This window comes from Microcystis viridis FACHB-1342 (assembly GCF_014698335.1).
In the GTDB taxonomy this organism is placed as follows: domain Bacteria; phylum Cyanobacteriota; class Cyanobacteriia; order Cyanobacteriales; family Microcystaceae; genus Microcystis; species Microcystis ichthyoblabe_A.
Window position 1 is genome coordinate 15,405 of record NZ_JACJSV010000068.1, and the last position, 12,385, is coordinate 27,789.

Annotated in this window: 12 protein-coding genes and 1 pseudogene; 5 read left to right on the forward strand and 8 right to left on the reverse strand. The window is 42.9% G+C overall.

What is annotated here, in order from left to right; genetic code table 11:
* Positions 1 to 154 precede the first annotated feature (154 nt).
* Positions 155 to 1,783 carry a cation:proton antiporter gene (locus H6G40_RS18550; protein WP_081330912.1) on the forward strand — a complete coding sequence of 543 codons (1,629 nt, stop codon included), beginning with the start codon at positions 155 to 157 and terminating at the stop codon, positions 1,781 to 1,783.
* Here the strand turns inward: H6G40_RS18550 and H6G40_RS18555 are convergent.
* The 6 genes from H6G40_RS18555 to H6G40_RS18580 all read right to left on the reverse strand — a co-directional run bounded on the left by H6G40_RS18555 (position 1,740) and on the right by H6G40_RS18580 (position 4,585).
* The gene (locus tag H6G40_RS18555) at positions 1,740 to 2,456 is read right to left on the reverse strand and encodes a potassium channel family protein (protein WP_069475431.1); all 717 of its coding nucleotides are present in this window, start codon (positions 2,454 to 2,456) and stop codon (positions 1,740 to 1,742) included. The genes H6G40_RS18550 and H6G40_RS18555 overlap by 44 nt on opposite strands.
* Before the next feature lie 261 nt (positions 2,457 to 2,717).
* The gene (locus H6G40_RS18560; protein WP_238142021.1) at positions 2,718 to 3,056 is read right to left on the reverse strand and encodes a toxin-antitoxin system TumE family protein; all 339 of its coding nucleotides are present in this window, start codon (positions 3,054 to 3,056) and stop codon (positions 2,718 to 2,720) included.
* A 57-nt stretch (positions 3,057 to 3,113) separates the two neighbouring features.
* Positions 3,114 to 3,416, reverse strand: a complete 303-nt coding sequence (locus tag H6G40_RS18565) for a hypothetical protein (protein ID WP_002734133.1) — start codon at positions 3,414 to 3,416, stop codon at positions 3,114 to 3,116.
* Positions 3,417 to 3,531: 115 nt separating this feature from the next.
* Positions 3,532 to 3,939: a ferredoxin gene (locus tag H6G40_RS18570; protein ID WP_002747586.1), complete on the reverse strand. Its 408-nt coding sequence runs from the start codon at positions 3,937 to 3,939 to the stop codon at positions 3,532 to 3,534.
* Positions 3,939 to 4,325, reverse strand: a complete 387-nt coding sequence (locus tag H6G40_RS18575; RefSeq protein ID WP_069475433.1) for a DUF1257 domain-containing protein — start codon at positions 4,323 to 4,325, stop codon at positions 3,939 to 3,941. The genes H6G40_RS18570 and H6G40_RS18575 overlap by 1 nt, the downstream gene beginning before the upstream one ends.
* A 44-nt stretch (positions 4,326 to 4,369) precedes the next feature.
* Positions 4,370 to 4,585, reverse strand: coding sequence for a DUF2997 domain-containing protein (locus tag H6G40_RS18580; RefSeq protein WP_002752708.1), 216 nt, complete (start codon positions 4,583 to 4,585; stop codon positions 4,370 to 4,372).
* A 310-nt stretch (positions 4,586 to 4,895) separates the two neighbouring features.
* Here H6G40_RS18580 and bioU point away from each other — a divergent pair, with 310 nt between their 5' ends.
* Positions 4,896 to 5,897 carry a (S)-8-amino-7-oxononanoate synthase BioU gene (gene bioU / locus H6G40_RS18585; RefSeq protein ID WP_002794292.1) on the forward strand — a complete coding sequence of 334 codons (1,002 nt, stop codon included), beginning with the start codon at positions 4,896 to 4,898 and terminating at the stop codon, positions 5,895 to 5,897.
* On the opposite strand, the gene H6G40_RS18590 is transcribed toward bioU, so the two are convergent.
* Positions 5,894 to 6,820, reverse strand: a complete 927-nt coding sequence (locus H6G40_RS18590; protein ID WP_002734135.1) for an RluA family pseudouridine synthase — start codon at positions 6,818 to 6,820, stop codon at positions 5,894 to 5,896. The genes bioU and H6G40_RS18590 overlap by 4 nt on opposite strands.
* Before the next feature lie 301 nt (positions 6,821 to 7,121).
* A complete protein-coding gene (locus H6G40_RS18595; protein WP_002752706.1) occupies positions 7,122 to 7,463 on the reverse strand; it encodes a phage holin family protein in 342 nt (113 codons plus the stop codon).
* Positions 7,464 to 7,674: 211 nt separating this feature from the next.
* Between H6G40_RS18595 and H6G40_RS18600 the strand changes: the two genes are divergently transcribed.
* The 3 genes and pseudogenes from H6G40_RS18600 to H6G40_RS18610 form a co-directional block, all read left to right on the forward strand.
* The gene (locus H6G40_RS18600; protein WP_002732988.1) at positions 7,675 to 8,064 is read left to right on the forward strand and encodes a hypothetical protein; all 390 of its coding nucleotides are present in this window, start codon (positions 7,675 to 7,677) and stop codon (positions 8,062 to 8,064) included.
* A gap of 300 nt (positions 8,065 to 8,364) precedes the next feature.
* Positions 8,365 to 8,721: an iron-sulfur cluster assembly accessory protein gene (locus H6G40_RS18605; RefSeq protein WP_002732517.1), complete on the forward strand. Its 357-nt coding sequence runs from the start codon at positions 8,365 to 8,367 to the stop codon at positions 8,719 to 8,721.
* Between the two features lie 175 nt (positions 8,722 to 8,896).
* Positions 8,897 to 12,307, forward strand: a pseudogene (locus H6G40_RS18610) (Eco57I restriction-modification methylase domain-containing protein); the annotation flags it as partial.
* Positions 12,308 to 12,385 lie beyond the last annotated feature (78 nt).

A 12,385-nucleotide genomic window follows, 5' to 3' on the forward strand; every position in this document is an offset into this window, starting at 1 on the left:
TTCTCCTAAAGATGAAGTACAGACTAATCCTTACTCATCAAGTATTTTAGCAACAATAACTAACCTCATCTTTCTGAGAAAGGCTGTAACTGCCATAACCTACCTTGTATTATGAACAATAGTCAAGTTCTTATATTCTCGGTAAAATCGTCTTATGAGGGGAGAATTATTAGTAGCCTGGGCAGCACAACAAAAATCCTTCGATAGCAATTCTGCTGTGAACAGCCAAACGGTGGGAGACATTCCTGAACTGGTTCTTGTCTTGATCCTGCTGCTACTGATTGCCACTGCCGTTGCCCTAGTAACCCAGCGATTACGCATTTCCTATGTGGCAGGTTTAGTCTTAGCAGGATTACCGATTACCGATCTGTTATCTCGTCGTATTGGCTTAGATCCGTTTTTAGTGCTTAACCTTTTTCTGCCGATTCTGATTTTTGAAGCGGCGATTAATACCGATATCAGCCGTCTTCGCAGCACCTTTAAACCGATCGCACTGCTCGCAGGACCTGGTTCGGTTTTTTCTGCGGCGATTATTGCGGTTTTGGTAAAATTTGGCTTGGGGCTAGATTGGATTCCCGCCTTACTGGTGGGAGTGATTCTAGCAAATACCGATACTGTCTCGATCATTGCTGTCTTTAAAGAAATTCGGGTTCCCTCTAGGCTCTTGACTATTGTGGAAGGGGAAACACTATTTAATGATACAGCCGCACTCGTCACCTTTAATTTGCTCTTGGTGATTTACGCCACCGGAACCATCAGCACCACACAAGTCATCGAGGAAGTGTTGATCGTTGCTCTGGGTGGGGGATTAGTGGGTGCTGTCCTGGGCTATCTGTGTCTTCCCATCTATGTGCGCTTACGGGATCCGCTTAGTAGCCTGTTGCTTACGGTTGCGCTTGCCTTGGGAGCTTTTCAACTCGGGCAGTTTTTGGGTGTATCGGGAGCGGTGGCGGTAGTTATTGCCGGACTTGTCTTTGGTAACTTGGGGCTGCCTCGCAGCGCCTCTGCATCCGATCGCATTACCCTGATCAGTTTTTGGGAATATGCCGGTTTTATCGTCAATACCTTTATTTTTCTGCTCATTGGCATTGAAATCAACCCCTTGACCCTATGGCAAACCTTGCCATCGATTGTGCTGGTCATTTTGGCTTATCAATTGGGACGTATTCTGTCAGTGTATTCTTTACTATGGGTACTTCGCTGGATCGATCGACCGATACCCTTGCGCTGGCAACATATTCTGATTTTGGGCAACATCAAGGGTTCCCTCTCCATGGCCCTAGCGGTTGCCATTCCTTTGGCTCTAACAGGGCGGGAATTGATCATCGAGCTAGTCTTTGGGGCTGTGTTATTTTCTCTGGTTATCCAAGGATTAGCCTTACCCTGGTTAATTAAAAAGCTCAATATTAGTCAGGTTTCGGCAGTAACACGGGAGATTGGACAGTTACAGCTGCAGTTGATCGCGTCGAAAGCGGCACAGGATGAGTTAGCCAATTTACTGAAATCGGGCGTTTTACCGAAAGCAGTGTACGAAGAACTGTGGGCATCTTATCAGGCAAAAGTGGCGGTATCGGAACGGCGGCTGCGGGATGCTTATAATCAGTCTCGATCGGGGCAAATGGAGCCTAACAACAGTCAGTTAGATGCCATTCGACGACGATTGTTCCTCGCCGAGAAGGCAGCCTTGAGCGATGCACTTCGCAAACGCATTGTACCGGAAGACTTGGTACAATCCTACGTTAAAGGTTTGGATGAGAAACTTCTATCGTTGGACGATGATTAGTTTGAATGCCGAGGTAATCGATCATCGGTTTGACGAATTCCGGACGAGTAACCACCAGAATAGTTGAGTCTGCTTCTAGGACGGTATTGCCGTTGGGAATCTCTAAACTGGCAGAAGGGTGACACTGATAGCCAATAATCAGCGAACCAGTCGGAAAGTTGGCATCTTGAGCAATTTGGGCAACGGTACGCCCAGCTACATAACAATCCTTGGGGACGGGCAGCTTTAGCACCTCCACTTGTCCCTGTTCAAAGTGCATCATCGATTCTACTTCGGGGTATTCGATCGCATTTGCCATGGTGACAACGGCTAAATCAATCGTGCTGATGATGTGACTAGCTCTAGCAAGACGATAGGCATCGAGAAATTCGCGATCGCACATTCTCACCACAATATGGGAAATGCCATAACTTCTCGACAAGGTAACTAGGGCTAGATTCATCGCATCGTCCCTCAATGCGGCAACAACCGCGTTAGCTTGTCTAATCCCCGCCTCTAGCAGAACTTTCGTACTGACAGCACTCCCCTCAAAGGCCATGACACCGATTTTTTCCCGGGCAAACCGACAAGCTAAAGGGTCCACATCAACGATGGCGACGGTGTGTCCCAAGTCTAAAAGTTGTTGGGCTAAACCTAGCCCCATCATTCCCGCCCCACCAATTAAAACATACATAGCGGCTCTTTACTTAACAAAATACTACCCAATTAAGTGGTTTCAATTAGATTATAACCAGCTACTTACCCCAAAAATCTCCACAGACAACATCAAATAAATTTATTTTTATCAATTCAAATACAAGAAAAAACAACTCTCTTGATTCTCAATCGATCAATATTTCGGGAAATAGTCAGGTATTTATCCTCCAATCGGATAATTCTCGCAACTTGCTCAGGATTTGGCGAGTTATAGGAGTTGGTTTCGCTCTAGGAGGCGTTATGTCGACAAAATCTCGATCTCGCGCTCGATTACGGTGATAATTTGTAAAATATTTCTAGATTCGCCAGGTTGAACGTTTAACTCATCTCCTACATGGACATGATCGGGAAAATTCGGTAAATCGGGAAAATGTTCCACGTTATCCCAGCGTTTTCTTAACTTCTGTTTGCTTGCGTCCATCCATTGATAGCGATAGCTTATCGTAACGATGCGTTGATCGATCGAGGTAAAAGCCTCCGCAATTTCTAAAAAATCTCCGTTCGTTAAAAGGACTCTCGCTCGGAAATAGCCTCGATCGAATAAAATTCTTTCATCGACAATCGTGAAAGAGTTCACAATCGAACTCTCAGATAATTTCCGTTTAACCTTGCGAATATAATCGGCTATCTCCATCTAATTTGATCGTAAACTTATCTCTTTTCTAGCTGCCAATAGCATTTCATAATAAACATTCCACTCGAAATAATCCATAGCGTCCCCTAGCTCACCAGAACGAAATCTAGGATAGAATTCTTCCGAACTCATGCGATATTGATTTTCGTATTGCTTGACACGGGTTTCTAAATCCAAAATTTGAGCGTTAATCTGCAAATTTTCCCGTTGTTCGCTCTCAATTTTCCGATTCAGTAACTCTCTTTCTTCCTCGGAGAGAGAGAGAATAATTCGCGCGAGAGAATCAATCAGTTGGGTGTTCATTGTCGTTAAAATCCGAGATAGGATTATTTCCCCTGAGAACTGTAGCAGATTCGATCGAGAACCGCTGCCATGACTTCTAGGAAATAATGGGTGGATGAGGCTGTACCTATCCACCCTAGATATCTAAATCTGCGGGGCTAAATTTCTTGTGAATCTGAGGAAAACCTAACTGTTTAATCACTTGATGTTTGCGTTCTTCCTCAAGAGATGACAACTGATTATAATTAACCCAGTGAATACAGTTAACCGGACAAGTCTCGATCGCTTCTTGAATAATTTCTTCTTCGTCACCGTCCTGATTATAGACACGAGAGCGACCGTATTCGCCTTCAATAAAAAAGGTATTGGGGGCAACGTGGGCGCAGTGTTTACAACCAATACAAGTGACCTCATCGACGTAAACCGCTTTCTGGCGCAGTAAACCACCCAATTCCGGTTCAAAACCGGTGCGATCAGGGGAATCTCTTAGGAATCCCCCTAACTCTGGTTCAAAACCAGAGCGTTCGGGAGAAAAATCAGCCATTAGGCACTCCAACGTTGTACCAATAGACGAATAGAACCATCAGTATTTTTTTCCTGTGCTGCCACCTGAAAACCCTGTTTAGCAGTTTCTGCCAGAATGGTGTGGTAGGCATAACCTTGATTTACTTTTCTTAAAAATCCTTCTACGGTTAGGGGTTGTTGCCAGTATTGCAAATCGGCAACTAACTCGTACTCGTTACCATTCCAGCGAAAACCGATATCGTAATTGTTATCTTGCTCGATTACCACCTCTGCGCTTAAAGTTTGACCTTGATAACCTTTGACGGGGTGGGAACCCTCTTTCCATTCCATCCCCATATCGCTCAGGGCGGCTTTTAGGTAGGATAGATCGCGGATTTTGGTTTTGATATTGCTAAAGTGTGACATGGCTTTTCAGTGGCTTAAATAAAGGGATTGGGAAAAATGAAAAATTACCAGTCGCTAAAAGTGGCTGCGTTGCTGACTTTCTCTGACTGGCTGACGGTTTGATGGTAATAATCCGAGGTTTTCTCTTGAGACATCAGCTGCCCGAGTTGTGCCTCGATCGCCGCCGTCACCTCTTGACAAGATGAACCGACTATGCCTGTCACCTTTTCCATGACGCGACCATCGGGATAGATGATAAACTCTAGGCTTTCCATGCTCATAGCTCTTCTCGGCGTAATCTGGGGTTTGCAAAGCTCCCTATCGTTTTAATTTACGATAGTTTGCTAATCGTAGCAATCTGGTTAAAATTTTAGCAAAACTTTATATTATCTCGACCAACCACTTTCATTTTTTGTAAGTTTCGCGTAACTTTTCTTCATCGTCAAGGGCGAACCTTAACCTAGTAGGCATAATTTAACAAAACTACACAAAAAAGACGACCTGAAGCGATAAATTGAAAATAAAGGAGATGCAACGGCGAACCACGACCGCCGAGATCATAGAATTTTGTCTATAGGAATCAGAACAGATATGAATAAACAAATAGCCAGCGATCGCCTTCGGATCGGTGTTTTAGGTTTTGGTGGTTTGGGACAGGCTGCCGCTAGAATTCTCGCCCCCAAACAGGAAATGCTTTGGACTGCCGCCGCCGATAAAGCCGGTTTTGCATACCACAAAGACGGTCTAGATGTCAATACCTGTAACAAAATTTATCATGACCGGGGTTCGATTGGTTATCTGGAAAATTACGGCAGTCTCAGCCAGAACAGTATCGAGGAATTAATCAAAACTGCCGACGTAGAAGGCTATTTTCTCGCCTTACCGAATTTACCTAACAATTTCATGGCCGATATCGCTAAAACTTTCATTCGCTTAGGTTGGCGCGGAGTTTTAGTCGATGCTCTCAAACGTACCAGCGCCATGGAACAAATTTTAGCACTACAAGCAGACCTAGAAGCCGCCGGCATCACCTACATGACCGGCTGCGGTGCTACCCCCGGACTGTTAACTGCGGCCGCTGCCCTAGCTGCCCAGAGTTATGCAGAGATTCATAGCGTTAAAATTACCTTTGGCGTGGGAATTGCCAACTGGGAGGCTTATCGTGCCACTATTCGCGAAGATATCGCCCATTTACCCGGTTACGACCCAGAAACAGCCCACCAGATGAGTGACGCAGAAGTGGAAATGCTGTTAAATAAAACCAATGGCATTCTTAGCCTCGAAAATATGGAACACGCGGACGATATTATGCTGGAATTGGCTGGAATTTGTGGACGCGATCGCGTTTCCGTCGGGGGTGTGGTGGATACGCGCAACCCGAAAAAGCCTTTAAGTACCAATGTTAAAGTCACGGGGCGGACTTTTGAAGGCAAAATTTCCACCCATACCTTCACTTTAGGTGATGAAACCAGTATGGCGGCCAATGTCTGTGGGCCCGCTTTCGGTTATCTGAAAGCAGGGGTTTCCCTGCATCGTCGCGGTATCTACGGATTATGGACAGCAGCGGAGATTATGCCGCAATTTGTGCGCTAGGGGTTTCTCTGGCGTAAAATAGCTAAAACTTTCGGGAAAATAGCGGGTAAGGGAGCGATCGCTTCTAGGCTCTCTCCCGTGACCGGATGTATTAAGATTAAACGATAGGCGTGGAGTAATTGTCCGGGTAGATTAATTCCGATGGAACGACCGGAACTATAGAGGGGATCCCCAAGAATCGGATGACCGATATGGCTGCTATGAACGCGGATTTGATGAGTTCTGCCAGTTTCTAGGCGAAATTCCATTAAGGTGTAGTTGCCTAGTCTTTCCTTGACTTGCCAGTGGGTGACGGCATTTCTACCTCCTTTTTCCACGGCAATAATAGCCATCTTTTGGCGATCGCTACGGTGACGACCGATCGGCAGATCAATTGTACCTGTTTCGCTTTTAGGGACACCGTGGACAAGGGCCATATATTCCCGGCGTGCAGTTTTGGTTTTTAATTGTGCCTGTAGGTGTTGATGGGCCTGGTCGGTTTTGGCAATAACGATCGCACCCGTGGTATCCTTATCTAAGCGGTGGACTATGCCGGGGCGTTGAATTCCACCAATTCCAGCTAAATTTGGGCAGTGATGCAGTAAAGCGTTGACCAAGGTTCCCGATTCGTGACCGGGGGCCGGATGAACCACTAAATCGGCAGGTTTATTGATAATAATCAGATATTCGTCTTCGTAAAGAATATCAAGCTCGATCGCCTCGGCGCTTAATTCGAGGGGTTGACTGTCGGGAATGGTAATCTTTAAGCGATCGCCTTGACCAACTTTAGTATTTTTATTAGTGCAAATTTGACCGTTTAACTGTATATATCCCTGTTCTATCAGTTTTTGCAGCCTCGATCTCGATAAATCGGGCAATTGTGACCCCATCCAAGCATCTAAACGTTCTTTTTTTCCCGCAACTTCTAAGTTTAATTGGTTCATCGATTTTTAGTGATCAGGGTGTAAGGTTTAGGAGAATCGAGAAAAACTGACTTGAGATTATTTAAACTTAGCTCAACAATTCCAGTTATTTTAACAGTAATTGAACTTGCTCTGGCTGCTTGAGATAGGAATCTTGGGATTAAATTTTCCTGATTTTTAACGACAAAAGCCAAAGCAAATCAGTAGAGATTTACTCATACCCAAAAAAATAGAGAGACGTTGATTATAGCAACGTCTCTAGATCAGAAATTAATCAATCAGAGTAAGCCAAGCTGTTTTAAACAAGCGAATTTTGCCCACTTTAGTCAACAAAAAAACCATTTAAAACTCCTGAAATGATCGAAACCACGATCGAACCGAATAAAGCCGCAAAAAATGATTTTACCTCAAAGCCACGGATAAAATAGGAGGCTAAAGAAAAGGAAATGGCATTGACCACAAAAATAAATAACCCTAGGGTCAAAATAGTTAAAGGCAGGGTAAAAAGAATCAACAGGGGTCTAATAATAGCATTAATTAAACCCAAAGCGACAGCAGCTATCAAAGCCACGGTAAAATCTTTAATTTCTATACCTGGTACTATTCGCGCTGTAATCAATAAAGAGACGGCGGTAATCAACCAACGGAGGAAAAAAGATAACATAAGTCCATCCATCTAAGATAGTTCATCCTCATCTATTCTAATCGCCATCGCCCCTTAAAAAGACGGAAGTTTTCAGGAGATGACAACGAAAACCGACATTGACTGCTGCCGCTGCTCGAAAACCAGAGCGGGAACATAGTATCGGTTACACTGATGATAAACAGGAAAATTTGCTCAGACTATCACCCCCTGGAAAGAGGCAGCACTAAATATGATATCTAGAAAAAATTTTAGCCAAAGCCAGCAAGTACCAATCGGTAAAACGAGAATTATTCAGGGAGCAACTGGCACTTTAATGCTAATGACTCTGCTTTCTCTCCTCTTAGTGCCACCCAGTTTAGCATCTCCTGAGCCACCTAATTCGGTCATCGCCGCTACCCGTCAAGATTTGAGTCGGAAAACCAAGATATCCGTTAATCGCTTACAAATTCAAGCAGCACAACCACAAACCTGGCCCGATGGTTGTTTAGGATTAGCTAAACCGGGAGAATTCTGTACTCAAGCACTGGTGCAAGGATGGCGAATTATTCTGACTGATAAGCAAAAAACTTGGGTTTATCGCACCGATAGCAGCGGCACTAATCTCCGCTTAGAAAAGTGAATTTCTTTGGCTCTTTTCCGGCTGCTTTTTCGGCATCCCCAAGGCAGCGCTGTCCTGTCCGTTGGGTGATGAAAATCGGCTGAGAATGGCTCTAGGGTTTGTTTCAAGAATCTAGTCGTCTCTGGCAACGCTATTTAATTAATAATCCCAGTTTTTTGCTTTTTTTGCCCTATAACCCCTGAGAGACTGGGAAAAGTAAGAAGTAATTCGGTCAACAGTCCTCAACTATCGTTAAGATGGATAGGAGAAGGTAAAGTTTTATATGTCCCCTTCAACTGCGTTTAGGAGTTCCTGCTAAAGATGACACAAGCTACTCAGATTCAAGGAAAAGGAATTTTACTCAGTGAGGCTGCCCTCAAACACCTTACCACGCTCAAAGAGCAACAGGGCAAGGATTTATGTCTGCGCGTGGGTGTGCGTCAGGGGGGTTGTTCGGGAATGTCCTATATGATGGATTTTGAGCATCCTAGCAATATTGGCCCCCAAGATGAGGTTTTCGATTACGATGGCTTTAAAATTGTCTCTGATAAAAAAAGTCTGCTCTATCTCTACGGTCTCATGTTAGATTACAGCAACGCGATGATCGGCGGCGGTTTCCAATTCACTAATCCCAACGCCAGTCAAACCTGTGGCTGTGGTAAGTCTTTTGGCGTTTAATTATTTCTCTGGGGTGATACCTTTCACCCCCGCCTCCCAGAGGCAATTTTTTTTTGGCCAAAACCCTTGACAAAATCGGAGACTTGACATATACTTTTTGTATAATGGGAATCCGTGCCTGCCTGCGAACCCTTCATTTTTAGGCTAGATACCCTCAATGTTAGGATAATCAGCCATGTCAGGACAAACGGGTAATAAACCACTTTTTTCTCAACACTATCTTGAGCATCGGCTGCCGGATTCTGGGGAATGGCAAGAGGATGTATCGGTGGCATTTGGCCGCTTAGAGAGTCTTTATCAACAAAAAAAGGCGATTTTGCCGACTCTTAACGAAGCGCAAACGGAAGCAGAATTAATACAACCGATTCTAGAAATTCTCGGTTTTAGTTATATACCGCAAGTAAGCAGTAGGGGAAAAGGAAGGTCAGAAAGGCCAGATTATGCACTATTTGCCACAGAAAATGACCGTTATCAAGCCTATGCTCTCCAGAATAATGAAAGAGCCTTTTATAGTCAAGTTTTAGCGATCGCTGAGGCCAAATACTGGCAACGTTCTCTTAGTGACGTTTCTAAGAATGATCAGCGAGATATCTGGAAAAATAGTAATCCTTCCTTTCAGATCACCAATTATCTGACGGGGACGGGAGTAGATTGGGGTATTCTCACCAATGGTCGAGAATGGCGCTTATATTATCGTCAAGCGTCCTCCACAGCCACGGAATTTTATCTAGTGGACTTGATGGAACTATTAGAAGGGGGAGACCGGCAAAAATTTCCGTATTTCTGGTTATTTTTCCGTCAAGAGGCTTTTATTAAGGATATTCACGGTCAGAATTTCCTTGAACGGGTCCGGGAGGGAAGTACCACCTATGCCACCAGAGTGGGTAACGAGTTAAAAGAGTTAGTCTTCGATCGCATTTTTCCCGATATTTCTCAAGGTTTTGTATCATTAAATACAGACATACAGCCAGATTTATTGTACGAGGCGAGTTTATCCCTGCTGTATAAATTATTATTTCTGCTCTACGCAGAAGCGCGGGATTTGCTGCCGGTGAGGGGAGACTATCGCGATTACAGCTTATTGCAAAAGACGCGAGAAATTGCCGTTAAAATCGATCGTCAGCAGGTCTTTAGTGGCACCTCGACGGGAATATACGATGCTCTCCTCAGTTTATTTCGCATTGTCGATCGAGGGGATGCTAATTTAGCCGTACCTCGTTACAACGGGGGTTTATTTGATATGGAAGAAGGCCGGGTGAATTGTTTTCTCGGTCAATACAAGTTATCCGATGCGGTTTTAGCGCCCATTTTAGACAAGTTAGCACGTTTTGAGGGACAGCCGATCGACTATAGTTTTTTAGGTGTGCGACAGTTAGGATCAATTTACGAAGGATTACTGGAATATCGCATCGTGATTGAGGGGGAATCGGTGCATCTGGAAAATGATCGGGGAGAAAGAAAAGCCACCGGTTCCTATTACACTCCCGATTATATTGTTAAATATATTGTTAGTCATACCCTCAAACCAATTTTAGAGCAAAGAGCGCAACAGTTCGGGGATGTGATGACAGAAATCGCCACCCGAAGACAAGAAAGCAGCGATAGACGTTTAGGAAATCTCAGTCAGCAGGGATTAGAAAAAGAGCTACAACGCTTAGAAAAAAAAGCGATCACCACCTTACTTGATCTTAAACTCTGTGACCCCGCCATGGGAAGCGGACATTTTTTAGTGGAAGCAGTGGACTATCTCACCGATGAGTTAATCCAGATTCTCAATCTTTATCCCGAAGATAATCCCGTTTTAACCATGTTGGAAACCACCCGACAAAATATTATCGACAATCTCCGACAACAGGGAATTATTCTCGATTCTCCCACCCTTGAACCCACGCAATTATTACAGAGAGTGGTGATGAAGCGCTGTATTTATGGGGTGGATATCAATCCGATGGCTGTAGAATTGGCCAAGGTTAGTCTCTGGTTACATTCTTTCACAGTGGGCGCACCTTTGAGTTTTTTGGATCATCATTTACGTTGTGGTAATTCTCTGATCGGAACTACCGCTAAGGACGCAGAAGCCGCTATGATCGAGGAAGAAAGTGGTCAATTAACTCTTTTAACTGGCCCTTTTGTTGGGTTACTTCGGGCAGCAGAAATTATGCGGGGAATTAGTACCCTCAGCGATGCGACTTTTGCTGAAGTGGAAGCAAGTGAACAGTTATTCCGTGATTTTGATAGTCAAGCTAAACCCTACAAGCGTTTATTAGATGTTTTCCTTTCTCGCTTTTTTGGGGTTAAAACTGCTATCGAGTTTTTGCAGCGCTACGGTGGCAATATATCGGCAATTAATTGGGATAAGATACCCCGATCAGATCAAGGAATTTTAGACCAAGCAGCTAGTTTATATAAAAGTAAGCGTTTTTTTCATTGGGATCTGGAATTTCCCGAAGTTTTTATCGATCTTGATTCCGCTTCTTGGAAGGATAACCCCGGTTTTGATGCAGTAATCGGTAATCCTCCTTATGGTTCACCTTTTAATAACAATGAGATAACTTATTTCAAAGAATCCTACCACTGCATTAGTTATCGAGTTGAGAGTTATGTTGCTTTTATGGAGAAAACTTTTAATTTTTTAATAGAATTAGGAGGTGTAGTTTCCCTAATAGTTCCCGACAACTGGATGTATCTTGATTTTACGGAAAATTTAAGAATTCATTTCTTAAAAAATGGAATTATAAAAAATATTGTTGCACTGCCGAGAACTGTTTTTAAGAGTGCCACAGTTGATACAACAATTTATGTTATACAAAAAACCCCTAACTCTCAATCTCACGAAACGTTAGTCACAACTTTTCTAAAAAAAGACGTTATTAATGAAATATCAAATAGTAACACTAAACAACTTTTGAGAAATCAAGATTACTGGTTGAGTTTTCATGAACATATTATCAATCCTTACCTTTCGTCATCAGAATTGGTGATTTTAGATAAAATAAATGATTGTAGTAATGATCTAAAACAAATAACTGCCATAAATTATGGTCTTAAAGCATACCAAAAAGGGAAAGGTCATCCTCCTCAAACGACAGAAGTAATGGAGATTAAACCCTTTACAAATAACAATAAAGTAGATGAAAGCTATGCCCCATTTTTTGAAGGTCAATCAATTCAAAGGTATTCGATTGATTGGTATCATAATAATTGGATCAAGTGGGGTAAATGGTTAGCAGAACCAAGAAATAAAGAACTATTCTGTCAGGATAGATTGTTATTTAGAAAAGTTGTTGACTCTAGACTGTTAGGATGTTTTTATCAAGAAGAAGCTTATAGTAATACTCTATTATATGTAGTAAAGTTGAAAGATAGTGTTAATTATAACTTGAAATCACTATTGGCTATTTTAAATAGTAAATTAACGGGATTTGTTTTTAGAAAAAAGTTTGCAATTCAAGAAGAAGATACATTTCCTCAAATTTTATTAGATGATTTTGCCTCAATACCGATCCGAAAAATATCTTTTAACACCAAAAGCGATCGCCGTCAACATTGCTTAGGGTTTGCTGAAAAAGTCATTGAAAAGTACAGGTCTCTTAATCAATGATTTCACTTAGCTACAAGCATAAGCTTTAGTTGTTGATTAATTTTTTAAATTATAACTTATCCT